This is a genomic window from Methylobacterium sp. J-092 (assembly GCF_022829325.1).
Lineage (GTDB): Bacteria > Pseudomonadota > Alphaproteobacteria > Rhizobiales > Beijerinckiaceae > Methylobacterium.
Genome location: NZ_JAKSXU010000103.1, coordinates 1 through 25765, shown reverse-complemented (window position 1 = coordinate 25765; position 25765 = coordinate 1). Strand labels below are relative to the sequence as shown.

The 25765-nt window shown below is 73.4% G+C and carries 19 protein-coding genes; 13 read left to right on the top strand and 6 right to left on the bottom strand.

Annotation, left to right across the window (positions count from 1 at the left end; all coding sequences use genetic code 11):
• Positions 1–2: 2 nt before the first annotated feature.
• Both MKK60_RS11700 and MKK60_RS11695 read right to left on the bottom strand, forming a co-directional pair.
• On the bottom strand, positions 3–299 hold the full coding sequence (locus MKK60_RS11700) for a hypothetical protein (RefSeq protein ID WP_243949263.1): 297 nt from the start codon (positions 297–299) through the stop codon (positions 3–5).
• 62 nt (positions 300–361) lie between these two features.
• A complete protein-coding gene (locus MKK60_RS11695; RefSeq protein WP_243937080.1) occupies positions 362–1264 on the bottom strand; it encodes a LysR family transcriptional regulator in 903 nt (300 codons plus the stop codon).
• A 156-nt stretch (positions 1265–1420) separates the two neighbouring features.
• Between MKK60_RS11695 and MKK60_RS11690 the strand changes: the two genes are divergently transcribed.
• From MKK60_RS11690 to atzF, 5 genes are all read left to right on the top strand, one after another.
• Complete coding sequence (locus tag MKK60_RS11690) at positions 1421–2365, top strand: ABC transporter substrate-binding protein (RefSeq protein ID WP_147728326.1); 945 nt, start codon at positions 1421–1423, stop codon at positions 2363–2365.
• 115 nt (positions 2366–2480) lie between these two features.
• Entirely contained in the window at positions 2481–3347 is an 867-nt protein-coding gene (locus MKK60_RS11685) for an ABC transporter permease (protein WP_279603708.1), read from the top strand.
• 17 nt (positions 3348–3364) lie between these two features.
• Positions 3365–4144, top strand: a complete 780-nt coding sequence (locus MKK60_RS11680; protein ID WP_147728329.1) for an ABC transporter ATP-binding protein — start codon at positions 3365–3367, stop codon at positions 4142–4144.
• 225 nt (positions 4145–4369) lie between these two features.
• A complete protein-coding gene (locus MKK60_RS11675; protein WP_243985927.1) occupies positions 4370–5185 on the top strand; it encodes an alpha/beta hydrolase in 816 nt (271 codons plus the stop codon).
• Between the two features lie 146 nt (positions 5186–5331).
• The gene (gene atzF, locus MKK60_RS11670; protein WP_243985918.1) at positions 5332–7131 is read left to right on the top strand and encodes an allophanate hydrolase; all 1800 of its coding nucleotides are present in this window, start codon (positions 5332–5334) and stop codon (positions 7129–7131) included.
• A gap of 22 nt (positions 7132–7153) precedes the next feature.
• On the opposite strand, the gene MKK60_RS11665 is transcribed toward atzF, so the two are convergent.
• Both MKK60_RS11665 and MKK60_RS11660 read right to left on the bottom strand, forming a co-directional pair.
• Positions 7154–7804, bottom strand: a complete 651-nt coding sequence (locus tag MKK60_RS11665) for an invasion associated locus B family protein (RefSeq protein WP_147860114.1) — start codon at positions 7802–7804, stop codon at positions 7154–7156.
• 8 nt (positions 7805–7812) lie between these two features.
• Positions 7813–12021: a YadA-like family protein gene (locus MKK60_RS11660; protein ID WP_243985910.1), complete on the bottom strand. Its 4209-nt coding sequence runs from the start codon at positions 12019–12021 to the stop codon at positions 7813–7815.
• Between the two features lie 703 nt (positions 12022–12724).
• On the opposite strand from MKK60_RS11660, the gene MKK60_RS11655 reads away from it, so the two are divergent.
• From MKK60_RS11655 to MKK60_RS11640, 4 genes are all read left to right on the top strand, one after another.
• On the top strand, positions 12725–15421 hold the full coding sequence (locus tag MKK60_RS11655; protein WP_243985901.1) for a DUF3772 domain-containing protein: 2697 nt from the start codon (positions 12725–12727) through the stop codon (positions 15419–15421).
• Between the two features lie 329 nt (positions 15422–15750).
• Positions 15751–16734, top strand: coding sequence for a GDP-mannose 4,6-dehydratase (gmd, locus tag MKK60_RS11650; RefSeq protein WP_243985899.1), 984 nt, complete (start codon positions 15751–15753; stop codon positions 16732–16734).
• Between the two features lie 55 nt (positions 16735–16789).
• Positions 16790–17761 (top strand): GDP-mannose 4,6-dehydratase, encoded by a 972-nt coding sequence (locus MKK60_RS11645; RefSeq protein WP_243985890.1) that lies wholly within the window; start codon positions 16790–16792, stop codon positions 17759–17761.
• 43 nt (positions 17762–17804) lie between these two features.
• Entirely contained in the window at positions 17805–19235 is a 1431-nt protein-coding gene (locus MKK60_RS11640) for a phosphomannomutase (RefSeq protein WP_243985888.1), read from the top strand.
• 41 nt (positions 19236–19276) lie between these two features.
• On the opposite strand, the gene MKK60_RS11635 is transcribed toward MKK60_RS11640, so the two are convergent.
• Positions 19277–20254: a sensor domain-containing diguanylate cyclase gene (locus MKK60_RS11635; protein ID WP_147860456.1), complete on the bottom strand. Its 978-nt coding sequence runs from the start codon at positions 20252–20254 to the stop codon at positions 19277–19279.
• A 255-nt stretch (positions 20255–20509) separates the two neighbouring features.
• Between MKK60_RS11635 and MKK60_RS11630 the strand changes: the two genes are divergently transcribed.
• The 4 genes from MKK60_RS11630 (at position 20510) to MKK60_RS11615 (ending at position 24813) form a co-directional block, all read left to right on the top strand.
• Positions 20510–21013, top strand: coding sequence for a CAP domain-containing protein (locus MKK60_RS11630; RefSeq protein ID WP_147729617.1), 504 nt, complete (start codon positions 20510–20512; stop codon positions 21011–21013).
• A gap of 40 nt (positions 21014–21053) precedes the next feature.
• A complete protein-coding gene (locus MKK60_RS11625; protein WP_243985886.1) occupies positions 21054–21989 on the top strand; it encodes a TAXI family TRAP transporter solute-binding subunit in 936 nt (311 codons plus the stop codon).
• Between the two features lie 533 nt (positions 21990–22522).
• A complete protein-coding gene (locus MKK60_RS11620; protein WP_147728370.1) occupies positions 22523–24307 on the top strand; it encodes a glucan ABC transporter ATP-binding protein/ permease in 1785 nt (594 codons plus the stop codon).
• Between the two features lie 131 nt (positions 24308–24438).
• A complete protein-coding gene (locus MKK60_RS11615; protein ID WP_243985882.1) occupies positions 24439–24813 on the top strand; it encodes a helix-turn-helix domain-containing protein in 375 nt (124 codons plus the stop codon).
• Between the two features lie 134 nt (positions 24814–24947).
• Here the strand turns inward: MKK60_RS11615 and MKK60_RS11610 are convergent.
• The coding region (locus MKK60_RS11610; RefSeq protein ID WP_243985881.1) for a YihY/virulence factor BrkB family protein at positions 24948–25765 on the bottom strand (818 nt) is incomplete at its 5' end.

The window sequence follows — 25765 nt, the reverse complement described above, 5'->3', positions numbered from 1 at the left end:
GATCAGGCCAGCTCCTCGCCGGGCGTCGGCTCGGCGGCGGCGGCGCCCGGCTCCGGCGCGGGGGCCGGCGGGGCGGCGGGCGGCTGGTCGACCAGCGTGCCGATCAGGTCGAGCAGGGCCCGGTGCTCCGGCCCGCCCGCGCCGGCGCGCAGGAAGGCGCCGATCGCGGTCTCGGAGGTGCGGCCGCCGGACGACGCGTTCGGCTCGTGCAGGATCACGGCCTCGGCGCCGTCGGCGCGGCGGAGCCACCAGCGGTCGCCGTTCTCGCTCGCGTGGATCAGGCGTCGGTCGGTCTTCATGGCGTCGCTGTCCTGGTTGGCCCGCACGGGAAAGTCGGCGGGCGCGGTTTCGCTCCCGCGCCTCAGGCCCCCGCCTGCCGCCGGTCGAGGCTCTGGGTGAGCTGGTCGGCGAACTTCGCCGCGGCGACGGACAGCAGGCGCCCGCGCAGCTGCCCGAGGATCATCACCATCGGGTCGAGGTCGCGCCCGTCGATCGGGCGGCTGACGAGGCGGGGATCGTCGGGGATGCCGCTCGGCACCTGCAGGCTGACCGCCTCCTCGCGCAGCACGAGGTTGCGCAGGAACTCGAGCGAGCTCGATTCGACCACCGGCCCGAGCGGCACCCCCCGCCGCGCCAGGGCCTGCTCGAGGTGCAGGCGGATCGCCAGCGACCGGTCGGGCAGCGCCATCGCGTGGGCGAGGCAGTCGCGCAGGCGCACCGGCCCGGTCTCGCGGGCGAGGGGATGGCCGGCCCGCATCAGCGCGCAGAGCGGCTGGCGGCAGGAATACAAAACGTGCAGGTCGGCCGAGGGCGGCGGCTGCAGCACCAGGGCGAGGTCGGCCTCGAACGCGGTCAGCGCCGCCACCGCCTGGACGTGGTCGCGGACCTGCACCGTGAACCCGACCAGCGGAAACCGCGCGCGATAGGCCTGGACCTCCTCCGGCACCACCTGCGTGACGAAGGCCTGGCTGCAGGCGAGCGCCACGTGCCCGCGCCGGACCCCGGAGAGGTCGGCGATCTGCGAGCGCACCCGCTCGAGGTCGGCGAGCTGGTCGCGCGCGTGCCGGACCAGCAGCTCGCCGGCCGCGTTGAGCCGCATCCCCTGCGCCAGCCGCTCGAAGATCGGCGTGCCGAGCTCGTACTCGATGTCCTGGACCTGACGGGTCAGCGCCGAGGGCGCGATGTTCAGGCGCTCGGCCGCCCGGCGGATCGAGCCGCTCCGGGCGATCTCGGCGATGCAGGCCAGCGTCCGGGTGTGCTTCATCGCCAAGACCCGCTTCGGGCACGGGTCCTGCAACCCGCTCCGGCAAGCCTAGGCCACCCGTTGCCCGAACCGCAACGGCACGATCCCGAACGAGCACTCGTTTGCAACGGTCGGCGCAGCTAGGCTTCGACTCGTCGCCGACCCCGGAGTGAAGCCATGATCGACCGCCGCACCCTCCTCGCCGGCCTCGGGGCCGGGCTGGTCTCGGCCCCGTTCGTCGCCCGGGCGGCGGAGCCGGTGACGATCCGCATGGGCTCGCTCAAGCTGATCCACTCGATCGCGCCGTACTTCTACGAGCGCTTCACGCCGGCGGGCACCCGGGTCGAGGTGATCCCGTTCGAGAGCCCGACCGAGTGCAAGAACGCGGTGGTCACCAAGTCGGTGGATTTCGGCACCTTCGGCATCGCCTCGGCGACGCTGGGCGCGGCCGCTGGCGAGCCGCTGACGGTGATCGCCTCGACCTGCAACGGCGGCATGGCAATCATCTCCAGGAAGGATTCCGACATCCGCGCGATCAAGGACCTCAAGGGCAAGCGCGTCGCCCTGTGGCCCGGCTCGACGCAGGAGGTGTTCGCCCTCGAGCGCATGCGGATGGAGGGGCTGTCGATCCGGGACATCGTGCCGGTGCGGATCTCGTTCTCGGAGATGCACATCGCCCTGGCGCGGGGCGACATCGACGCCTATGTCGGCGCCGAGCCCGCCCCCGGCGTCAGCCTGTCGAGCGGCGTCGGCCAGCTCGTCGAGTACCCCTACGGCACCGCGATGGGCTCGCTCAACATGGTGTTCGGCACCCACCGCGACACGATCGCGAGCAAGCCGGACCTCGTGCGCACCATGCTGGAGATCCACCGCAAGGGCACCGAGTTCGCGGCCAAGAACCGCGACGCGATGATCGACATGGCGGTGGCCAAGCTCGGCCAGAAGCGCGAGGCGCTGGCGATCTCGGCTCCCAACGTCGACTTGACGTGGCAGCTCGGCCCGGACGAGGTCAAGAAGGCCGAGGCCTACGCCCAGCACATGCTCGCCCTCAAGCAGATCAAGCGCCTGCCCGAGCCCGGCTTCATCGACACCACCTTCGTCGACGCGATGCGTGACGCGTGACATGAGCGCGATGGCAGCGACGGAGGCCGGATCGGCCGCCGCCGGCGACGCGGCGCTCCCCCTCTCCCGTTCGGGAGAGGGTTGGGGTGAGGGGGCCGGTCTGTCCGGAGAGGTCATGCCCCTCGCCCTGTCCCCCTCCCGAACGGGAGGGGGGACCCGCGCTACACGCCATCGCGACCGGGCCTCGTTCGCCGTGAGCATCCTCCGGCGCCTGACGGCGCCCGCCCTCGCGCTCGCCCTCCCCGTCGCGCTCGCGCTGGTCTGGCACCTCGCCACCGTCGGGAGACCCTACAGCCTGATCCCGCCGCCGGCCGAGGTCTGGACCGAGATGCGGGATCTGGCCGTCGGCGGGATCAACGACGACGCCTTCAGCGGCACGCTGTGGACGCATCTCGCCGCCTCGCTCGCCCGCGTCTTCGGCGGGTTCGCGCTGGCCGCGGCCGCCGCCCTGCCGCTCGGGCTGCTGATCGGACGCGTGCCGCTGATGCGGGCGCTGCTCGACCCGACCTTCCAGATCCTGCGGCCGGTGCCCGTCACCGCATGGCTGCCGCTGGCGATGATCCTGTTCGGGCTCGGGCCGCGCTCGGCCTACTTCCTAGTCTTCCTCGGGGCGTTCTACCCGATCCTCGTCAACACGATCTTCGGCGTGCGCTCGGTCGAGCCGCGATTGTTCGAGGCCGCGGCCATGCTCGGATGCACGGGGACGGCGCAGTTCGCCCGCGTCGTGCTGCCGGCCGCCCTGCCCTCGATCTTCACCGGCCTGCGCCTCGGCCTCGGCTTCGCCTGGGTCGTCATCGTGGTGGGCGAGATGACCGGGGTGCAGACGGGTCTCGGCGCGATCATCATGGAGGCGCGCCAGCTCTCCCGCACCGAGATCGTCATCTGCGGCATGGTGGTGATCGGCGTCGCCGGGTTCGTCTCCGACCGGATCGTCATGGAGATCGGGCGCCGCCTGCTCGCGTGGAGCCCCGCGCATGGTTGAGAACCGGAGATCCTCGGATGGCTGACCCGACCCTGCCGATCGTCGAGGTGCGCGACGTCTCCAAGACCTACCGTTCGCAGGGGCGCAGCACCGAGGCCCTGCGCGGCGCCAACCTCACCGTGCGCCGCGGCGAGTTCGTCTGCCTGCTCGGGGCCTCGGGCTGCGGCAAGTCCACCCTGCTGCGGATCGTGGCCGGCTTCGAGGCGGCCACCGGCGGCGAGGCCCTGATGTGGGGCAAGCCGATCCCCGGCCCGGGCCCGAGCCGCGGGATGGTGTTCCAGGATTACGGCCTGTTCCCCTGGCTCAGCGTGCGCGACAACATCGGCTTCGGCCCGAAGGCGCGGGGCCGCCCGGCCGCGGAGGTGCGCGACACCGCCGCCCGCTACATCGACCTCGTCGGCCTCGCGGCCTTCGCCGACGCCTACCCGCACCAGCTCTCGGGGGGCATGAAGCAGCGCGTCGCCATCGCCCGCGTGCTCGCCAACGAGGCTGAGGTGGTGCTGATGGACGAGCCGTTCGGGGCGCTCGACGCGATGACCCGCGAGCGGCTGCAGGACGAGCTGCTCGACCTGTGGAGCCGCACCGGCCTCACCGTGCTGTTCGTGACGCACGCGATCGAGGAGGCGATCTTCCTCGCCGACCGCATCGTGATGATGTCGCCCGGCCCCGGCCGGATCGAGGCGGTGCACGCGATCGACCTCCCCCGCCGCCGCGACGTGTCGAGCCCCGCCTTCAACGACGTGCGCCGCATGCTCTCGGCCCAGCTCCACAGCCACCATGCGCCGAAGGCGGCCTGAGGTGGCTGCGGCAGCGAGGATCGTATCCGTCTCGGAGCCGCGACGCGGCCCCCTCTCCCAGGGAGAGAGGGTGGGGGTGAGGGGCGTGACCTCTCCGGACGGTTCTCATCCCTCACCCCAGCCCTCTCCCGCCCGGGAGAGGGGGCCCGCGCCTGCTTCGGAGGGCCTGGCGCCTGATCGAACGGCTGCGGCCTGAGCACGATCGCAAACCAGAGGCCGGCGACCATGCCCGAGACGACCGATTGGCAAGACCTCGACCGCGCGGCGCTGAGCCGGGCCTACGACAATTCCGGTGCGGTGGCCGACAGCGCCGCCATCGTCGCCGGCTGGCGCGCGCGCAGCGCCGCGTTCCGCGAGCGCCATGCCGAGGCGCTGGACCTCGCCTACGGGCCGGGCGAGCGCCAGCGCATCGACGTGTTCCGCTGCGGGCAGCCGAGCGCGCCGATGCTGGCCTTCCTCCATGGCGGCTACTGGCAGCGCAACGACCGGCGCGGGTTCTCCTGCATGGCCGAGGGGCCGCTGGCGCTCGGGCTCGACGTGGCGCTGGTCGGCTACACCCTGGCGCCGGAGGCGAGCCTGACCGCGATCGTCGCCGAGGCCCGCGCCGCCCTGGCGCTGCTGCGCGCCGATGGCGGCGGGCGCAGGCTCGTGGTCTCCGGCTGGTCGGCCGGCGGGCACCTCGCCGCGCAGGTCGCCGACGGGGCCGATGCCGGGCTCGCGATCAGCGGCCTCTTCGACCTCGCGCCGATCGCCGGCACGAATCTCAACGACCCCTTGAGCCTGAGCGCGGAAGAGATCGCGGCGCTCTCGCCGATCCGCCACCTGAGCCCGGGCGCGCCGCCCGTCGCGGTGCTGTACGGCGCCGACGAGCTGCCCGAGCTCCGGCGCCAGTCGGACGCCTACCACGCCGCCCGCCGCGCCCTGGGGCTGGACGGGCCGCTGATCCCGGTGACGGGCGCGAACCACTTCACCGTGCTCGACGCGCTGGTCGACCCCGAGGGCGCGATCGCCCGGACGGCGGCGCGGCTGGCCGGATTGTAGCGCCGACGCTCCCACCCCCCTCGTCCTGAGGTGCCGCAGCCGAGCGGAGGCCTCGAAGGAGCCCGCCTTCGAGGCCCGCCGGGGCGGGCGCCTCGGGACGCGGGGCGGGATGGGATCGCTTTCGAGAAGCACCACCGCGAGACGCCATGCCCCCGTTCCCGACGATTCCCGCCCTGCACGCGGCCTACGCCGCCGGCGACGACCCGCGCACGATCCTGGCGGAGGTCTACCGCCGCATCGCGGCCGCCGACGATCCCGGCATCTTCCTGAGCCTGGTGCCGGAGGCGGAGGCCGCGGCGGCGCTCGCCGCGCTCGGCCCGTTCGATCCGGTGGGCAGGCCGCTCTGGGGCATCCCGTTCGCGGTGAAGGACAACGTCGACGTCGCCGGGATGGCGACGACGGCGGCGTGCCCGGGCTTCGCCTACACCGCGACCGAGACCGCCCACGCGGTCGAAAAGCTCCTGGCGGCGGGCGCGATCCTCGTCGGCAAGACCAATCTCGACCAGTTCGCCACCGGGCTGGTCGGCGTGCGCACGCCCTACCCGGTGCCGCGCAACGCCCTCGACCCGGCCTACGTGCCGGGCGGCTCCAGCAGCGGCTCGGCGGTGGCGGTCGCCCGCGGCCTCGTCGCCTTCGCGCTCGGCACCGACACGGCGGGCTCGGGCCGCGTGCCGGCCGGGCTGAACAACGTCGTCGGCTTGAAGCCCTCGCTCGGCAGCGTCTCGGCCCGCGGCATGGTCCCGGCCTGCCGGACGCTCGACACGCTCTCGGTCTTCGCCGGCACCGTCGCCGACGCCGACGCCGCCTTCCGCGCCATGGTCGGCTACGATCCCGCCGACGCGTTCTCGCGGAGCCTGCCCGTGCCCGCCGCGTCCGCGGTCCCGCCCGGCCTGCGCCTCGGCGTGCCGGATGCGCAGGGGCTGGACTTCGCCGGCGACGCCCTGTCCGAGGCGGCCTTCGCCGCGAGCCTCGCCGACCTCGAAGCCCTCGTCGGCGCCGGCCGCCCGGTCGACTTCGCGCCGATGTTCGCGACCGCGCGCCTGCTCTACACCGGCCCGTGGGTGGCCGAGCGCTACCAAGCGATCCGCGCCGTGATCGAGACGCGGCCCGAGATCCTGCATCCGACGACGCGGGCCGTGATCGAGAACGCCGAGCACTTCTCGGCGGCCGACGCCTTCGGCGGGCTCTATCGCCTCGCCGAGCTGCGGCGGGCGGCCGACGCGGTCTGGGACGCGGTCGACGTGCTCGCGGTGCCGACCTATCCGCGGCCGCGCACGGTGGCGGACCTCGCCGCCGACCCGATCGGGCCGAACAGCGAGCTCGGCACCTACACCAACTTCGTCAACCTGCTCGACTGGTGCGCGCTTGCCGTGCCCGGGCGCTTCCGGGCCGACACATTCCCCGCGGGGGTGACGCTGCTGGCCCCCCGCGGCTGCGACGGGCTGCTCGCGGCGCTCGGCGCCCGGCTGCACGCGGCGTCCGGCGTGCCGATCGGGGCGAGCGCCGTGCCGGTGCCGGCGGCGACCGAGCCGGCGGGGCGGGCGGCGGGCGAGGCGATCGAGCTGGCGGTGGTCGGCGCGCACCTCTCCGGCCTCGCCCTCAACGGCGAGCTCACGCGCCTCGGCGCCCGCTTCCTGCGCGCGGTCGCGACGGCGCCGGACTACCGCTTCTACGCGCTGCCCGGCGGCCCGCCGCACCGGCCGGGCCTGCTGCGGGTGGCGGCCGGTACCGGCGTCGCGATCGAGACCGAGGTCTGGGAACTGTCGCCGGACGCCTTCGGCCGCTTCGTGTCCGCCATCCCGGAGCCCCTCGGCATCGGCACCCTGCACCTGTCCGACGGCACCCGGCCGAAGGGGTTCCTGGTCGAGGCCGAGGGCGTCGTCGGCGCCGAGGAGATCGGCCGCTACGGCGGCTGGCGCGGGTACTTGGCCCGCGCCCAGCGCTGAGGCCGGCCTGCGCGGGAGAGGGCTACTTGATGCCGGCGATCGCCGCGGCGAGGCCGTCGAGGGAGGTCGCGATGGCGACGGGGGCGGCGCTCTCGCTCCGGCGATAGCGGACGCGGACGGCGGCGCGCCCGGCGATCGCCCGCCGCAGGGCCTCGTCGACGGGCAGGAAGCCGAGGCACAGGCTGGCGTTACAGCTTTCCAGGCGGATCACGGTCTCCTCGGCGGTGCCGAACGCCAACCCGACGGTGTGGGCCGACCACGCCCCGACCGGCGCGCGCACCACAAAGACCGGCGCGCCGGCGCTGGTGGCGGCGAGCGACCAGCTGAAGGCGAAGACCCCGTCGCCGTCGACGATCGATTGCGACGCGTTGCAGACCCGGCGGCGCCGGCGCAGGTTCTCGTCGCAGATCAGGGTCCAGCCGCCGAAGGCCTGGATCATCCGGCGGGTGTCGCCCGGCGCCTCGCCCGGCGGCGGCGCCCCCTCCGGCGGGTGGACGCGGTAGGCCGGCGCCGCGAACTGGGCGCGCGGCGGGTCGTCGGTGGAGACGGTGCCGCGCATCGCGATCGACCCGAGGGGGCCGTCTCCGCCCGACGGCCCGTGCCCCTGGCCGCACGCGGGCGCGGCGAGCAGCAGGGCCGCGAGGGCCGCCGCCGCGGTGGCGTGCGCGCGCATCGCCGGCCTCAGTTGAGGGTGAAGCTGGCGCCGGCGCCGATCCCGAAGTCGCGGCCGGCGGCGACGCCGGTGGCGTTGACCCGCGCGGACCCGTCGGGGAGCGTGTAGCCGATGCCCATCGAGGCCGCGCCCTCGCCGCGCCACACGCCGCCGCCGGCGGCCATGCTCAGCTTGCCCGGGCGGTCGTCGAAGCGGAGCGAGGCGGCGGCCAGGCCGATCGCCGCGCCGCGGCGCGCCTCCTGGCGGACCTGCCCGACCTCGTTCTGCAGGCCGGCGAGCTGGCTGCCGAAGGCGGTCATCTGCTTCTCCAGCGGCGCGACGCGGGCGTCGGTGTAGGCCGTGCTCGCGGCGTAGCTCGCCTGCACCCGCTGGTCGGTATAGGCGAAGCTCTGCGCCTTCGCGGTCGCGACCTGCGCCGTGACCTGGCCGAGATTGGCGGCGTCGGTCGGCAGCACGCCGGCGGCGACGTTGCGGATCAGCACCGGCTGGTTCGGGTCGCTGCCGGCCAGCGTCAGCGACTGCCCGCGCCCGCCGGTCGCCGGGTCGACATCGTACTTGACGGCGAAGGTGTCGACCGCCGCGAGCGCGTCGCCGACGCCGGAATACGCCTTGCCGCCGATGGCATAGGTCGGCCTGGTGAAGCTGCCGTCGGCGGCAAAGCCCGCGCCGCCGCCCAGCGCGCCGGCGAGGTTGCCGCCGACCGCGCGGAGCTGGCGCAGGTTGACCGCATCCGTGTCCTGCGTGCCGCCGGCGACGTTGACGATCTGCCGCTCCGCGCCCTCGGCCCCGACCGAGACGGCGCCCGCGGTCGAGGCGACGGCGGCCCCCGAGAACGCCTCGGCGGCCCCCGAGAGCCCGGCGCGGCGGGCGACCGCGTTGGCGCCGAGCGCGACGCCGCCGGCCGCGCTCGCCACCGAGGCCGGGCCGATGGCGACGCTGTCGGCGCCGGTGGCCTGGGCCGCGGCACCGGTGCTGCGCACCGCCACGTAGCGGCTGCCGACGGTGTTGAGGTTGGTCACCGCGGCGTCGAGGCTGCCGAGCGCCGAGCCGACGTCGCCGAAGCGCGAGCCCTGGATCGCGTAGCTCGGTGCGGTCACCGACCCGTCGGCGGCCACGCCCGCGCCGCCGCCGAGGCTCTTGGCCAGCGAGGCGGAGAGCCCGTAGACCTGCCCGCCGTCGACCGCCTCGGTCGAGCCCGCGGCGATCCGGCCGCCGGCGATTCCGGTGAGCGTGCGCGCCGTGCCGTTGCGGTTGGCGAAGCTCACCGTGGTGCCGTCGGTATTGGCGCCGACGGTCAGCCCGCGCGTCGCCTGATCCTGCTGGACCAGGCCGACGGTGCCGTTGGCGACCCCCGCCGACAGGCCCGCGACCGCCTGGTTCGTCGCGTAGAGCTGGCTGCCGTTGACCGCCTCGTTGGAGGCCGCCGACAGCGTCCCCGCCGCGACGCCGGCGACGGTGCGGCCGGTGCCGCCGGCATTGGCGAGGTTCAGCACCGTCCCGTCGGTCGCGGCGCCGATGCTCAGCTCGCGGCTGGCCTGGTCCTGCCGCAGCAGGCCGACCGTGCCCTGCACGATGCCGCTCTGGAGGCTCGCGAGGTTGCCGTTCGTGGCGGCGAGCCCGCTGGCATTCGCCGCCACCGCCTGGTTGGTGTCGTAGAGCTGCCCCCCGGTCACCGCATCGGCCGAGCCGGCGGCGATGGTGCCGTCGCTGAGACCGGTGAGCAGGCGGGTGCCGCCCGAGGCGTTGCGCAGGGTCAGGCGGGTGCCGTCCGTACCCGCGCCGACGGCGATGTCGCGGGTGGTCGGGTCCTGCTGCACCAGGCCGATCGTGCCGGCTCCGATCGCCGATTGCAGGGTGCTGGTCTGGGCGCCGTTGGCCGCCACCGCCTGGTTGGTGTCGTAGAGCTGGCTGCCGTTGACCGCCTCGTCCGAACCGGCGGCGACCGCGCCGGCGGAGACGCCGCGCAGGACGCGGCCGTTGCCGGCGCTGTTGCGGAAGTCGACGAGCGCCCCGTCCGTCGCCGCGGCGACCAGGATCGCGCGGCTCGTCGGGTCCTGCTGCACCAGGCCGATCGTGCCGTCGGTGATGCCCTGGCGCAGGGTGCCGATCGCGCCCGCGTTGGTGGCGATGTCGCTGGTGTTGGTCGCGACCCGGAGGTTCGTCGCGTAGAGCTGGTCGCCGTTGACCGCATCGGTCGAGCCCGCGGCGAGGCGGCCGGCCGAGACGCCGCGCAGCGCGACCGCGTTGCCGCCGTTGCCCCGGGCGAGGTCGACCACGCCGGTCGGGTTGTTCGCGCCGTCCGGCACGTACTGCACCGCGAGGCGGTTGGTCGCCGCGAGCGCCGAGCCGACGTCGCCGTAGGTCTGGCCGCCGACGGCGTAGGCCGGGGCGGTGAACGCGCCGGTCACCGGGTTGAACGCGGCGCCCGCCCCGAAGATCTGCATCACGGCGTTGCCGCCGAGGCGAAGCTGGCCGACCGTCGCCGCGTCGCCGTCGGCGCTGCCGGCGGCGAGCCCGGTCAGGCGGCGCGCGCCCGCGGTGCCGGTGAAGTCGACCACGCTGCCGTCGGTGGCCGAGCCGACCGTGATGGTGCGGCTCGCGGCATCCTGCTGGACGAGGCCGATCGTGCCGGCGTCGAGGCCGCTGCGCAGCGCGGTGAGGTTGCCGGCGTTCGTCGCCACGGCCTGGTTCGTCGTGAACAGCTGGCCGCCGTTGACCGCGTCGGTCGAGCCCGAGGCGAGGTTTCCCGGGGCGAGGTTGTGCAGGGCGACCGGAGCGCCGCCGTTGGCGCCGACCAGCGTCGCGTCGTTCGAGGGCGTGGCCGGGTTCGCGGTCGTCGGGTCCGCCGACGTGGAATATCGCAGCGGCATCTGCGACAGCGCCACGGCGCCGCTGTCGGTCGTCGCCGGCGCGAGCCCGGTGATGCCGACCGCCGAGCCGACGCTGCCGCCGCGGGTCAGGTCGATGCTGGCGAGCCGGTTGCCCGAACCGTCGGTGTCGTAGCGCAGGCCGAGCTGGTCGATGGCGCCGACGACGCCGGGCACGGTGGCGTAGGGCTTTCCGTTGTAGCTGTAGCTCGGCGCCGTGTAGGTGCCGTCGCTGCCGAAGCTGCCCCCGAGCGCGGTCGCGTTCCCGGCGACGCCGTTCCCGACCGAGCGGAGCTGGCGCAGGTTGACCGCGTCGGTGTCCTGCTGGCCGCCGGCGACGTTGGTGATCTGCCGCTCCGCGCCCGCCGCGCCGACCGAGAGCTCGGTGTTGGCCGAGGAGAGGGTGGTCGTGGTGTAGGCCTCGGTGCCGCTCAAGGTGCCGCGCAGCGCCATCGAGCCGGCGCCGAGCGCCACCGAGCGCGCCTTGGTCGCCGAGGCGCCGCTGCCGAGCGCCAGCGCCGAGCCGCCGACGGCGTTGGAATTGTCGCCGATCGCGATGTTGCTGGCGGTCGGGTTGCTGCCGGTCTCGCCGGCGACGGAGAGCCGGCCGAGCGCCAGCGCATCCTGCCCGTAGGCGCTGGCGATGAAGCCCTGGGCGAACGAGAAGTCGCCGACCGCGTAGGATTGCCGTCCCAGGGCGATGGCGACGTCGCCGAGCGCCTGGTTGTTGGTGCCGAGCGACAGGGTCGAGCGGCCGGTGGCGATGTTGGCGTAGCCGATCGCGACGCCGTAGGAGCCGGACGCGGCGTTGTTGGCGCCGATCGCGGTCGAGTTGAAGGTCCCGGTGCCGGCTGCGTTGTTGTAGCCGACGGCGACGCCGCCGGCGGCGCCGACGGTGGACTTCTTGCCGATCGCGGTGCCCGACGGCTGCGCGCCGGCATTGACCTCCCCGGGACCCGGCGGCGTGGTGCTGCCGTTCGCGCCGTTCCGAATGTCGCCCCCGGTCCCGGCCGTCGGGTTGCCGACGCCGTTGGCGTCCCGGTAGTTGATGATGCCCTGGTTGGTCGTCGCCGATTGCGCGGCGGCGCCCGAGCCGATCGCCACGGATCCGGCACCGGACGAGCTCGCGTTGTAGCCGCCGGCGAAGGACTCGTCGCCGCCGGCCGCCGCGTTCGGGCCGACCGCGGTCGAATTCGCTCCGGCCGAGGTGGCGCCGGTGCCGGCATTGTAGGCCTGTGCCGAGGCCGAGCCCGTCGCGGCGAGGCCGAGCGCCAGGGCCAAGGCGGTCGTGGTCAGCAGGTCGCGGTGCAGGCGCGCAGCGGGGCGGTCGCAGGGTCGATGGCTGGGCATGACGGCCGGTATGTCCTCAAGGAACGCAACGCAGAGATCTGGACAGGCAAGGCGATGCCGCCGGCACGCGTGCGCAGGGCGCGCATGCCCGGGGTGGATTTCGATTGTTGGTCAAATCCTGCCGTGATCGTCGGATGATGCCCGACGTTTCAGGCAAGTGTGCTGGTGTCTTTGCTCGACGCGACTTCCCGATCGTGACGCTTGATTATTTTCTTATTTCCAGACCCATTCGGCGCTATTTGCGTCGCTCGGGTCTCTATTTCAGCCTACCTTGCTGTTCGGTCCGCGCTGTTCATGACTGGTTATCATTAAAACGATGCTACGCGCGGAGATGATAGCGCTGCCTCTCAAAGGGACAGGGCGGCGCCGCCCGCACGGTCGTCTCGGCGGGCGGGCTCGGGCGCGGCCCGCCGCCTCTTCGATCTCACGGCGACGTGAACGCGCCCAAGCGATACGCCGCTGCGGGGGAGGCCCGCCGATCGCGAACCGGCATGGTCGGCGCGTTCCGCGACCGCGTCGGGACGGCGCCGGGAGAGAGGATTATCGTCTCCCCCGGGCGCCCTCGGGCCGACGTGGCACGCTTTCGCCCCATTGATCGGCGACACGAAGCGTCTTTTGCGGCAGGGCGTCGCGGACGAGCGCCGCGTCGCCCACGCCCCTTCCCGCCCCACCCTGCCCCGCCGCCGAGCACCCAAGGAATTCGATGAGCCGTCGCCCGTCCGCGCGCAGCCGAACCGCCCGCGAAACGCGCCTGCGCAGCCCGATCCGTCCGGTGATCGTCGCCTGGCTGGCGGCGCTGCTGCTCGCACCCGGCCTCGTGCAGGCGCAGGCGCCCGCCGCGCAGCCGACGGCCCCCGCCAAGGCCGAGAAGGCGCCCGACGGCAAACCGGCCGAGGCCAAGTCTGCGGACGGCAAGTCCTCGGATGGCAAGTCCTCGGATGGCAAGCCGGTCGAGGCGAAACCGGCGGACGCCAAGCCGGCCCCTCCGAAACCCGAGATGTCCGAGGCGCTCAAGGCGGTCCGGGCCAGGCTCGACGCGGCCAAGAACGACCTCGCCGCGCGCGAGAAGGAGCTGGCCCGCACCGATCTCGGCACGCCGGAGCTCTCCGCCATCCGCGACGGCGTCGGCCCGGTCACCGACGAGATCCGCACGATCATCGGCCGTCTCGACGCGCCGCTGGAATCGGCGCGCGAGCGCCTGACCCAGCTCGGGCCGAAGCCGAAGGACGCCGAGGAGAGCCCGGAGGTGGCCCAGGAGCGGGTCGAGCGCGACGCGGCGGTCTCGCGCATCGACGAGACCCAGCGGCTGGCGCGCTCGCTCCTCGTCCAGGGCGACCAGATCATCGACCGGGTCTCGAACCGGCGCCGGGAATCCTTCACCAAGGGGCTGTTCGAGCGCAGCCAGGCGCTGGTCAGCCCGCAGCTCTGGAGCCGGGTCGCGGCCGACGTCCCCCGCGACATCCGTTCGCTCCAGAGCGCGTTGTCCGACATCCTGCTGCTGTTCTCGCGCAACGGAACGCTCGGCAACCTGCTGATGCTCGGCCTCGCCTTCGGCGTGTCCGTGGCGCTGTATTTCGGCCGGCGCAACATCGCCCCGCGGCTCGGCCGGCGCGACGCGGCGATGACCGACCCGAGCCGGCGCCAGACCCTGCTCGGCGCGTGGCGGGTGCTGCTGCTCGGCACCGTGCCGGCGGTGATCGGCTCCTACACGGTGTACTACGCCCTCGACGCCACCGACCTGCTGCCCTCCCGGCTGCTGCCGGTGGCCGGCGCGATCCTGGCCGGCCTCGCCTTCATCGCCTTCGTCGAGGCCCTGTGCGACGGCCTGCTCTCGCCGGACAAGCCGCAGTGGCGGCCGGCGCCGGTGAGCGACGCGGCGGCGATCCGGGTGACGCGGCTCGCGGTCGGCATCGCCACGGTGATCACCGTGGTGAAGTCGATCGAGGCGCTGAACTCGGGCATCTCGGCGGCGCTGCCGATCTCGATCGCCACCCGCGGCATCGGCGCGGTCGCCACCGCGCTGATCCTGGCCATCGGCCTGCACCGCTTCGCCGACAAGGAGGAGGAAGAGGAGGCCTGCTTCGGCCCCTACGTGCCGACGAAGACCACCACCGGCATCGGCGGCCCGGCGCGGCTCGTCGGCTGGGCGGCGGTGGCCGTCATCGGCGTCGCCGCCCTCGTCGGCTACGTCGCCTTCGCGGCGTTCGTGATCGACCAGCTGGTCTGGACCGCGAGCCTGCTGGTGCTGCTCTACCTGCTGGTGCAGAGCGCCGACACCTTCGTCGGCGGCTCGCTCTCGGACGACACGCGGCTCGCCACCGCGCTCCAGGCCAATACCGGCCTGCGCAAGCGCTCGCTCAACCAGATCGCGGTGCTCTCCACCGGTGCCGCGCGAGTGCTGCTGTTCCTGATCGTGGCGCTCCTGGTGCTCGCGCCCTGGGGCCTCGATTCGACCGACATCGTCTCCTCGATCCGGCAGGCCTTCTTCGGCTTCAAGGTCGGCGACGTCACGATCTCGCTCTCGACGATCGCGCTCGGCCTCGGGATCCTGGTCCTCGGCATCGCCATCACCCGCGCGGTCCAACGCTGGCTCGATCAGGTCTACCTGCCCGCCACCGACCTCGACGCGGGCCTGCGCAACTCGATCTCGACGGTGTCGGGCTATTGCGGCTTCCTGCTCGCCCTGGCGCTGGCCTTCTCCTATCTCGGCCTCAGCCTCGAGAAGCTGACGATCGTGGCCGGCGCGCTCTCGGTCGGCATCGGTTTCGGCCTGCAATCGATCGTCAACAACTTCGTCTCGGGCCTGCTCCTGCTCTGGGAGCGGCCGATCCGCGTCGGCGACCAGGTGGTGATCGGCGACTCGGAGGGCATCGTGAAGCGCATCTCGGTGCGCTCCACCGAGATCCAGACCTTCGACCGCTCGGCGGTGATCGTCCCGAACTCGAACCTGATCTCCGGCATCGTCAAGAACCGCGTCCGCGGCGACCGGACGGGCCGGGTCTCCCTCGTGGTCAACGTGCTGCGCAACCAGGACCCGGCGCGCGCCGCCGAGATGCTGCTCGCCTGCGCCGCCCAGCACGCCGACGTGCTGAAGGAGCCGGCGCCGCGCGTGGTGTTCCGCAAGATCGGCGACCCGTTCCTCGAGTTCGAGCTCGTGGTGATGATCGTCGACGTCAGCCTCGGCCAGAAGGTGCAGAACGACCTGAACTTCTCGGTGTTCAGGACCCTGTCCGAGGCGGGCTTCATCCCGCCGCTCGGGCCGGGCTCCAGCATCGTCACGGTGCAGGGCCTCGACGGGATGCAGGACGCATTCTCGGAGATCGCCGGCCGGTTCCGCCCGCCGGCCGCCGAGGAGGGCCGCGACGGACGGCGCGACCTGAGCGCGATCGGCGCGCGGTAGCGCGCCGGCGGCGCCGAAAGCACGCCTCGGTAGATATCTAGCGCGATCATACTCGCTTGGGTTGCATGGACGGGCGTCCTTGGCCAAACCTTCCGCATCGTTCGCGAGAGGGCGGGATGATTCGCGCAGGCGGCGGACGCGCGACGCCGCGGGCGACGCGACGGCCGCCGGGGGCCCGGACCCGCACGCCGCCCGCGGATCGGCCACGGATGTCGGGCCTTTCACGCATTGAAACCCAGGGTGCCGGCGGATATGCAGTCGCGGATCGCGGCGGCCCCGCGCGCATCGACCGACGGAATGTCAAGGTCAGACGGAACAGGCTTCACAAGATGAGCACCAAGACGGCACTGATCACGGGGATCACGGGGCAGGACGGGGCGTATCTTGCTCAGTTGCTTCTGGAGAAGGGCTACGCGGTGCACGGGGTGGTGCGGCGCTCGAGCCATGCCGGGGTGTTCGACCACCGGCTGAAGTGGCTCGGGATCGAGAACGACGTCGCGCTGCACGACGGCAACCTGCTCGACCTGTCGAGCCTGGCCCGCATCGTTCAAGCCGTGCAGCCGGACGAGGTCTACAATCTGGCCGCGCAGTCGTTCGTCACCGCCTCGTGGCAGCAGCCGCTGCTGACCGGGCAGATCACGGGCTTGGGCGCGGTCAACCTGCTCGAATGCGTCCGCACGCTGAAGCCGGACGCGCGCTACTACCAGGCCTCGTCGTCGGAGATGTTCGGCTTGATCCAGGAGCAGGTGCAGAGCGAGGCGACGCCGTTCTACCCGCGCTCGCCCTACGGCGTGGCCAAGCTCTACGCGCACTGGATGACGATCAACTACCGCGAGAGCTTCGCCCTGCACGCCTCGAACGGGATCCTGTTCAACCACGAGAGCCCGCTGCGCGGGGTCGAGTTCGTCACCCGCAAGGTCACCGACGGGGTGGCGCGGATCAAGCTCGGGTTGGCGAAGGAGCTGCGGCTGGGCAACATCGACGCCAAGCGCGACTGGGGCCACGCCAAGGACTACACCCGGGCGATGTGGATGATGCTGCAGCAGGACAAGCCCGACGACTTCGTGATCGCCACCGGCCGCACAACCACGGTGCGCGACATGTGCGCGCTCGCCTTCGCGCATGTGAATCTCGCCATGGACGACCACCTCGTCATCGACGAGAAGCTGTACCGGCCGGCCGAGGTCGAGGTGCTGCTGGGCAACCCGGCCAAGGCCGAGGCCGCCTTCGGCTGGAAGGCCGAGATCTCCCTCGAGGCGATGATCCAGGAGATGGTCGAGGCCGACCTGAAGCGCCTGGGCGGGCGCACGTGACCGGCCTGCGCCGCAGCGCGACGGCCCCGGCCCGCGTGCGGAGCCGCGTGCGCCCGTGAAGCGCATCCTGGTCACGGGGGCGGCCGGCTTCGTCGGGCGGCACGCGCTGGCGGCGCTGTCGGCCGGCACCGGGGCCGCGGACCGGATCCTCGGCATCGGCCGCGGCCGCCCGGCCGTCCTGCCGGAGCGGGTCGCCTACGAGACGGTCGACCTGCTGGACGAGGCGGCGCTGCACGCCAGCGTCGCCGCGTTCCGCCCGACCGACGTGCTGCACCTGGCCGCGATGGCCTCGGTGCAGCAATCGGCGGATGCGCCGGGGGAGACCTGGCGGGTCAACCTCGTCGGGCTCCTGAACCTCGCCGAGGCGGTGGCGCGATCCGCCCCCGGCGCGGGCTTCCTGTTCGTCAGCTCGGGCGAGGTCTACGGCCGGGCGTTCCTGGCCGGCCGTCCGCTGACCGAGGCGGCGGTGCCCGATCCGCAGGGGCCGTATGCCCGCTCGAAGTGGTTCGGCGAGACGATCCTGCGCGACCTGCTGGGCAAGGCGGAGGTGCGGCTGGTGATCCTGCGGCCGTTCAACCAGATCGGGGCCGGCCAGGACGAGCGCTTCGTGGTGCCGTCCTTCGCCGGCCAGATCGCGCGGATCGAGGCCGGGCTGGTGGCGCCGGTGCTGGCGGTGGGCAACCTCGCGGCCGAGCGCGACTTCCTGCCGGTCGGCGACGTGGTGCGGGCCTATGTCGATCTGATCGGGCGCGGCCTGGACATCGCGGACGGGTCGGTGTTCAACGTCGCCTCGGGGCGGCCGCGCAGCATCGCCAGCATGGTGGACGACCTGCGCCGGCACGCGCGGGTGCCGTTCGAGGTCCGGGTCGCAGCCGACCGGATGCGCCCGTCGGAGATCCCGGTGGCGGCCGGCGACGCGACGCGCCTGACGGAGGCCACCGGCTGGACGCCCAAGGCCGACTGGGACGCGGCGCTCGCCGACGTGCTCGAGCATGCCAGGGCGACGCTGGGCCAATCCGCGCGGTAAGAGAATTTCGTCGATGATCGGTGAGAGGCGTGGAGAGGCCGTCGTGAGCAGCCTGAAGTTCGGGACGAGCGGCCTGCGCGGCCTGGTGACGGACCTCGTCGGGTGGCCGAGCTACGCCTATGCCGGGGCATTCTTCCGCTCCGTCGGCGCGGCGTGCTGCCCGGGCCGCACCGTGGTGATCGGGCGCGACCTGCGCGACAGCAGCGCCGGCATCGCCGCCACCGTCGCCACCGCCGCCGCCGCGGCGGGCTTTGCGGCGATCGATTGCGGCGCGCTTCCGACGCCGGCCCTGGCGCTCGAGGCGATGCGGCGCGGGGCCTGCGCCGTGATGGTCACCGGCAGCCACATCCCGCAGGACCGCAACGGCCTGAAGTTCTACCGGCCCGACGGCGAGATCACCAAGGCCGACGAGGTCGCGATCCTCGCCGCCCTCGGCGACGTCGCCGCGGCCGGGACCATGGCGGCCCCCGTCGCCGCGACGCCGGACCCGGACGTGATCGACCGCTACCGGCGCCGCTACGGCGACGTCTTCCCGCCCGACACCCTGAGCGGGATCCGCGTCGCCGCCTACCAGCAGAGCTCGGTCGCCCGCGACCTGCTCGCCGACCTGCTGGCAGCGTTCGGCGCCGAGGTCACGCCGATCGGCCGCTCGGAGACCTTCGTCCCGATCGACACCGAGGCCCACCGCCCGGAGGACGTCGCCTTCATCGCCGAGGTCATGGCCTCGGGCGATTTCGACGCCCTGGTCACCACCGACGGCGACGCCGACCGGCCGCTGGTCGCGGACGCCGCCGGCGGGATCGTGCGCGGCGACGTGCTCGGCCTGATCACCGCGCGCCATCTCGGCGTCGACGCGGTGGTGGTGCCCGTCACCGCCGGCTCGGCGATCGAGCAGGCCGGCGGGTTCGGGCAGGTGATGCGCACCCGCGTCGGCTCGCCCTTCGTCATCGCCGGCATGGAGCAGGCGCGGCGGGCGGGGGCGAAGGCGGTCGCCGGCTTCGAGGCGAACGGCGGCTTCCTGCTCGGCTCCGACGTCGCGGTCGGCGACAAGGTCCTGCCCGCCCTGCCGACGCGCGACGCGATGCTGCCCATCCTGGCGACGCTGGCCGCATCCCGGCAGGCGGGGCTGGCGCTGGCCGACCTCGTGGCCTCGCTGAACGTCGGCGAGATGGCGAGCGACCGGCTGCCCGACACGCCGGCCGAGCGCAGCGGCGCCCTCCTGCAAAGCCTCGGCGACGCGTCGTTCCGCCGGACCTTCCTGCAGCCGGTCGGCACCCCGGAGGCGGTCGACGCGCAGGACGGGATCCGGATCGCGCTCGGCGGCGGCCGCACGATCCACTTCCGCGCCTCGGGCAACGCCCCCGAGCTGCGGTGCTACACCGAGGCGCCGACCGCCGCGGAAGCCAAGGACCTCCTCGCCTGGGGGCTCGACGCGGCGGCGGCGGCGATGGCGGCGGGAGCCGGACGCGCGTAGCCGTCGCCCCCCCCGGGACTCAAGGGCGCGATGCCGGCCGGTCAGGCGAAGCGGATCGATGCGCCGTGCGTGCGGAAGGTGTTCCGCCCGGCGCGCTTGGCGGCGTAGAGCGCCGCGTCGGCGCGGGCGAAGGCATCCGCCGGCCCGCCGCCCGCGACGGCGGCGATGCCGACCGAGGCGCCGACCCGGATCGTGACGCCGCCGACCTGCATCGGGCGGCCCATCGCATGGACGATCCGCCCCGCCAGGGCTTCGGCGCCGCGCGCGCTGCCATGGCCGCCGAGCAGGATGGCGAATTCGTCGCCGCCGATCCGCGCCACGAGGTCGGCCCGGCGGCAGAGCCCGGCGATGCGGTCGGCCGCCTCCCGGAGGCAGGCATCGCCCGCCGCATGCCCGAAGCCGTCGTTGACCGCCTTGAAGCCGTCGAGGTCGACGAGAACGAGCAGGCCCGCGCCTTGCCGGCACAGGAACGCGAGCCGGTCCTCGAAGCACATCCGGTTGGCGAGGCCCGTCATCCCGTCGAGATCGGCCCGTCGGCGCGCCGCCTCGGCGGCCAGCCTCTCGTCGGTGATGTCCTGCTTGATCCCGAACAGCCGCACCGCGACGCCCGCGCGCGCCTCCACCGTGGCGGTCAGGCGGATCCAGCGGAGTTGCCCGGCGGCGGTGCGGATCTCGGTGTCGAGGCGGAAGCCGGTCCGCTCGGCGATCGCTCGCGAGCGGGCCGCCTCGAGGGCGCGGCGCGAGGCCTCGGGGTAGTGCTCGAGGGCGCGCCCGCGCGACAGGGCCGTCCCGCGCGGGATGCCGAACAGGTCGTAGACGCCGGAGGACCAGTCGATCGCCTCGTCGCGCAGGCGGCATTCCCACACCCCGATCCCGGCCGCGGCCGCGGCCCGGTCGAAGGTGCGCTGGCGCTCGGCCAGCCGCTCGGCGTCCCGGCGGATCAGGCGCAATTGCGCCTCGGCCGAGCGGATCGTCGCCGACGCCGCGGCGACGTCGGGGTGGATGGGCGGTCCGGTCATGCGGCGGGCGACGTCGCACCGACGAAGCCGCCCCGCAGGTTCGCCTCGATGATTCCCACGCGATTCCCGACCCGGACCGGAGCGCGCCGGGACGGCCCGGCATCGACGGCTCCATTCGGTACAGCTTAAGCGCGAGCCGGTGAAGGGTTCGTCAATCCTGATGCACGTCGCCGCTGCACGGCGCCCCCGGGCACCCTATATGTCACGGCGGTGGCCCGATCGACGCGGGCCGATGGCGAGCGGCGGATCGGACACGTGGGCAGCATCGGACGATACGGCGCGGGCGCCCTGCTGCTCGCCGGCGCGGCGCTGCTGGCCGGGTGCGCCACCGACACGCAGACCACCGCGGCGCTGCCGAGCCTCTACCTGCCCCTGTCGAACAACGCGGCCCACGTCGACACCGAAGCCGCCCGCGACATGATCTCGGCCTATCGCCGCGGCCGCGGCGAGGCGGCGCTCGCCCTCGACCCCGAGCTCCAGAAGCTCGCCGAGGCCGAGGCGGCGTCGATGGCGCTCGCCGACCGGCCGAGCAAGGCGCAGACCGTGAAGGGCGCCGTCGAGCGGCTCGGCTTCGCGTCGGCCAACGCCAACCTGTCGGCCGGCTACCACACCCTCGCCGAGGCCTTCTCCGGCTGGCGCGACAGCCCGCCCCACAACGCCGTGATGCTCGATCCCAAGGCCGCCCGCATGGGCATCGCCACCGCCTACGCGCCCGGATCGAAGTACAAGGTCTACTGGGCGCTGCTGACCGCGAAATGACGGCCGAGCGACGGCCCCGGCGCGGAGGCGGACACGTGCGATGCGGGTGAAGCCTGTTCTGGTCGCTCTCTGCCTGATGCTCGCCTCGTCCGCGCGGGCCGAGCCGCTTCGCCTCGTCCTCGGCACCGCCACCCCGGGCGGCGGCTTTCCGGCCTACGGCGCGGCGCTGGCGGCCTCGGTCCGCGCGGTCGACCCCGACCTGACCCTGGAGACCCGCGCCACCGGCGGCTCGGCCGAGAATATCCGGCTGCTGCGCGAGGGCGCCCTCGACCTGGCGCTGGTGCAGGGCGAGTTCGCCTACGACGCGCTGGCGGCGGGTGACGGCCCGCGGCTCACCGCGGTCGCGCCGATGTACGCCACGCCCGGCCTGCTCGTGGTCGCGGCGGCGAGCCCGGTCCGTACCCTCGCCGACCTCGCCGGCAAGCCCGTCGCGCTCGGCACCCGGAATTCCGGGCTGACGGTGATGGGCCGCGCGGTGCTCGCCGCCTCCGGCCTCGACCCGGAGCGCAACATCGTCCCGATCCTCCTGGAGCATGCCGGCGACGGCCCGGCCATGGTCGCCGACGGGCGCGCGGCCGCGCTCTGGGGCGGCGGCATCGGCTGGCCGGGTTTCGCGGCGGTCGCGGCGATGCCCGGCGGCGCCCGCTTCGTCGGCCCGTCGCCGCAGGCGATCGACCGGGCGCTCGCCGCGCGGCCCTCGCTGCGCCGCATGACCGTGCCGGCCGGCAGCTTCCGCGGGCAGGATTCGGCGATCGAGACCGTGGGCTCGTGGAGCCTCGTCCTCGCCCGGCCGGGCCTCGACCCCGAGGCGGCCCACCGCCTGGTCGCGGCGATCGGACGGGCCGGCGCCGGGCTGGCCGGGCGCCTGCCGCAGGGACGCGACAGCGATCCCGCGAACCTCGCCGCCACGGTGCCGGCGGGGAGCCTCAACCCCGGGACGGCGCGGTACCTGCGCGAGATCGGCTCAGCGCGCTGAGCCGCCGGCCCGGGGCAGGTCCCCGTCGGCGCATCCTCGATCGGGCTCGAACCCCGTGATCCGCGATGCGGTCGGGCATCCGGCGCAGCGTCGGCGCGCGAGGTTCCGGCCGGCGCCGTCGGCGCCCGATCATGTGACCCGGGGGCCTGTGGCGCGGCCGGCCCGAACGTCGCGGTCGCGAGATCCCCGTGCACGACGCGCGATGCGAGAAATTCGCGCGCCTGCGCGCATCGCGCGCTTGTGGAGCCCTCGGGGACGAGGTTAGGAAATCTTGCTGAACGAACCGTAAAGGCCTCCCCGCAGCGGGGCGGATCCGTCAGGCGCCGTTCAGCCAGCCCCTGGCATAAGTCCCGTCGCGCCAAGCGTTTGGGAGCCCGGAGCTCGGGACTCCCGAATTCACCGTTCCGGCGATCGGACGGAGCGCGACGGAAGAAGGAAGACCCGGACCGCAGCCGCGGACCGGGTTCGAGGGGGAAGAGCGCGCTGGGCCCGGGCAACACGGGGCGCGCCTGAGGTCGGTGTTCGGAGCTGACATGTCGCTGTTTCGTCTGTACGCGCGCGTTCTGAGCCTTCTGGGCAACGACAAGCGGCTCGCCATCGGCCTCGGGTTCGCCAACGTCGCGCTGGCGGTGGCGGCCTTCGCCGAACCCCTGATCATGGGCCGCATCATCGACGGGCTGACCCACCTCAAGCGCGGCGGCAACGGCCTGCAGACCATGCTGCCGCTGATCGCGGCCTGGGTCGCGTTCGGCTTCTTCACCATCGCGGCGGGCGTCGCCATCGCGCTCCACGCCGACCGGCTGGCCCACCGCAACCGCCTTTCCACCATGGCGAACTACTTCGAGCACGTCCTCGACCTGCCGCTCGCCTTCCACTCGGCGAACCATTCCGGCCGCGTGCTGAAGGCGATGCTGGAGGGCACCAACGGCATGTCGGCCCTGTGGCTCGGCTTCTTCCGCGACCACTTCGCGGCCCTGGTCTCGCTCGGCGTGCTGCTGCCGATGACGCTGTTCGTGAACTGGCAGCTCGGCTCGATCCTGCTCGTGCTGGTGCTGGTCTTCACCGCGCTGACCACCTTCGTCATGCGCCGCACCGAGACGCTGCAGGGCGAGGTCGAGTTCTACAATTCGGGCCTGGCCGCGCACGCCTCCGACGCGCTCGGCAACGTCGCCGTGATCCAGTCCTTCACCCGCGCCAAGGCCGAGAAGGACGCGATGCGCGACATCATCGGCAACCTGCTCGCCGCGCAGATCCCGGTGCTGTCGTGGTGGGCGCTGGCCAACGTCGCGACCCGCGCGTCGGCCACCATCACCATGACCGCGGTGTTCGTCACCGGCATCATGCTCTACCAGGCCGGCCAGACCTCGGTCGGCGAGGTCGTCGCCTTCATGAGCCTCGCCACCGCCCTGGTGACGCGCCTCGATCACGTGGTCGGCTTCGTCAACGGCCTGTTCCAGCAGGCGCCGAAGATCGCCGAGTTCTTCACGATCTTCGACACGGTGCCGGCCGTCCGTGACCGCTCGCACGCCGTCCAGGTCGCCCGCTTCGCCGGCGAGGTCGAGTTCGAGGGCGTCGGCTTCTCCTACGACGGCCGCCGCAAGGCGCTCGACGGGGTGTCGTTCGCGGCCCGCGCCGGCGAGACCATCGCGCTCGTCGGCACCACCGGCTCGGGCAAGTCGACGACGCTGGGCCTGCTGCACCGCAGCTTCGACCCGGGCGCCGGCGCGATCCGCATCGACGGGATGGACATCCGCGATGTCGCGGTGTCGTCGCTGCGCCACAACATCGGCGTGGTGTTCCAGGAGCCGATGCTGTTCGCCCGCTCGATCCGCGAGAACCTCCAGGTCGGCCGCCCGGACGCCACCGATGCCGAGATGCTCGACGCCCTGGAGCGCGCCCAGGCCTCCGCCTTCATGGCGCGCCAGCCCGACGGCCTCGACACGGTGATCGGCGAGCGCGGCCGCTCGCTCTCGGGCGGCGAGCGCCAGCGCCTCTCGATCGCCCGGGCGATCCTGAAGAACCCGCCGATCCTGATCCTCGACGAGGCGACGAGCGCGCTCGACGCCGCCACCGAGCGCCGCCTGCAGGGCGCGCTGGAAGCCGTGATGGAAGGCCGCACCACCTTCGTCATCGCCCACCGCCTCGCGACGATCCGCAACGCCGACCGCATCCTGGTCTTCCACGAGGGCCGCATCGTCGAGAGCGGCACCTTCGACGGCCTGGTCGCGCAGAACGGCCGCTTCGCCGAGCTCGCCCGGGCGCAGTTCATGGCCGCCGAGGCGGACGAGGGCGAAGCGGTGCTGGCTCTGGCGGCCTGAGGTCGTCCTGTTCACCGAAGACGGCGAGATCGTCGCGATCATCAAGGTGACGCCCCGGGGAAGCGCCCACGATTGAGCGGTCGATCCCGACGATGCCCGCGCCATCGGGCCCGACAGAGAAGGACGTTGCCATGAACGCGCATCGCTTCACGACACCGGCCGGCGAGCGACTCGTGATCCTGAGCGAGGCCGACTACACCGCGCTGACCCAGGCCGCGGAGGACGCGGCCGACCAGGCCGCCGTCGCGCAGTTCCGCCTGAAGCTTGCGACCGGCGAGGAGGAGCTGATCCCCGCCGAGGTCGTGGACCGGCTGCTCGGCGGCGACAACCGCATCCGGGTCTGGCGCGAGCATCGCGGGCTCACGATGGCGGCGCTCGCGGCGCAGGCCGGCATCGCCCAACCGTTCCTCTTGCAGATCGAGACCGGCAAGCGCGACGGCACCGTGGAGACCCTTCGGAGGATCGCGGACGCCCTCGCGGTCACGCTCGACGACCTCGTCGGCTGACGCCGGCGCGAGCGGCCAAAAGAAAACGGCCCGCCTCCCGTTTCGGGGAAGCTGGCCGGATGAGGTTTCGGATCACATGGAGTCCTGGGGCCAACAGCCCGAGGCGGACTCGGTTCCCGGCAAAGCGTCTCGTCCTAGGCAACCGGCGGGCGCGCCTGGCGCGCGTGCATCCGGGCCCGCAGCCGGCTGCGCTTGGCCGCGATCACGGTGCCGTTGATCTCGCCGCCGAACAGGAACATCGCCGCGAGCCAGTACAGGAACACCAGGAACACCATCGCGGTGGCGAGGCCGCCGTAGGTCGAGGCGTAGGCGTTCGAGAAGCGGTCGAGGTAGAACCCGAAGCCGAGCCCGGCGAAGAACCACAGCAGCAGCGTCACGCCGATGCCCGGCAGCACCGCCAGGAACGAGCGCCGGCCGGCGGCGACGAACTTGTGGGCGATGATCAGCACCGCGGCGAGCAGCAGCGCGGTGATGCCGATCCGCGCGATCGCGACGGTGAGGCCCAGGGGCTCGAGCCCCGGCGCGACGAGGACGACGTTGCGCCAGATCAGCGGGCCGAGCACCACCAGCAGCGCGAAGGCCAGCATCGCGCAGGCGCCGCAGACGACGTAGCCGATCGATTCGAGCCGGGTCAGCCACCATGGCCGCATCTCGCGCAGGCCGTAGGCGCGGTTCAGGCCCACCCGCAGGCTCTCGACGCCGGAGGACGAGAAGTACAGCGCCAGCAGCGCGCCGACCGTCAGCACCCCGCCGCGCTGCTCGGTGAGCACCCGGTGGACCTCGCCGACGATCGGCTTGGCGACCTCCCGCGGCCACGCGTCGAAGATCAGCAGGCCGGCCTCGTCGGCCAGGGACTTGGTGCCGAGCAGCCCCGCGAGCGCCGCGAGCAGGATCAGGAACGGGAACAGCGAGGTCAGGATCGACAGCGCGATGTGGCTCGCGATCGCCCAGC

Excerpts from the sequence above, each read along its gene's own strand:
- MKK60_RS11655 (WP_243985901.1), top strand. The coding sequence starts at position 12,725 with ATGAGCCGTCGCCCGTCCGCGCGCAGCCGAACCGCCCGCGAAACGCGC.
- MKK60_RS11695 (WP_243937080.1), bottom strand. The coding sequence starts at position 1,264 with ATGAAGCACACCCGGACGCTGGCCTGCATCGCCGAGATCGCCCGGAGC.
- MKK60_RS11620 (WP_147728370.1), top strand. The coding sequence starts at position 22,523 with ATGTCGCTGTTTCGTCTGTACGCGCGCGTTCTGAGCCTTCTGGGCAAC.
- MKK60_RS11615 (WP_243985882.1), top strand. The coding sequence starts at position 24,439 with ATGAACGCGCATCGCTTCACGACACCGGCCGGCGAGCGACTCGTGATC.
- MKK60_RS11635 (WP_147860456.1), bottom strand. The coding sequence starts at position 20,254 with ATGACCGGACCGCCCATCCACCCCGACGTCGCCGCGGCGTCGGCGACG.
- atzF (WP_243985918.1), top strand. The coding sequence starts at position 5,332 with ATGCCCCCGTTCCCGACGATTCCCGCCCTGCACGCGGCCTACGCCGCC.
- MKK60_RS11700 (WP_243949263.1), bottom strand. The coding sequence starts at position 299 with ATGAAGACCGACCGACGCCTGATCCACGCGAGCGAGAACGGCGACCGC.
- MKK60_RS11675 (WP_243985927.1), top strand. The coding sequence starts at position 4,370 with ATGCCCGAGACGACCGATTGGCAAGACCTCGACCGCGCGGCGCTGAGC.
- MKK60_RS11690 (WP_147728326.1), top strand. The coding sequence starts at position 1,421 with ATGATCGACCGCCGCACCCTCCTCGCCGGCCTCGGGGCCGGGCTGGTC.
- MKK60_RS11665 (WP_147860114.1), bottom strand. The coding sequence starts at position 7,804 with ATGCGCGCGCACGCCACCGCGGCGGCGGCCCTCGCGGCCCTGCTGCTC.
- MKK60_RS11680 (WP_147728329.1), top strand. The coding sequence starts at position 3,365 with ATGGCTGACCCGACCCTGCCGATCGTCGAGGTGCGCGACGTCTCCAAG.
- MKK60_RS11685 (WP_279603708.1), top strand. The coding sequence starts at position 2,481 with ATGCCCCTCGCCCTGTCCCCCTCCCGAACGGGAGGGGGGACCCGCGCT.
- MKK60_RS11625 (WP_243985886.1), top strand. The coding sequence starts at position 21,054 with ATGCGGGTGAAGCCTGTTCTGGTCGCTCTCTGCCTGATGCTCGCCTCG.
- gmd (WP_243985899.1), top strand. The coding sequence starts at position 15,751 with ATGAGCACCAAGACGGCACTGATCACGGGGATCACGGGGCAGGACGGG.
- MKK60_RS11660 (WP_243985910.1), bottom strand. The coding sequence starts at position 12,021 with ATGCCCAGCCATCGACCCTGCGACCGCCCCGCTGCGCGCCTGCACCGC.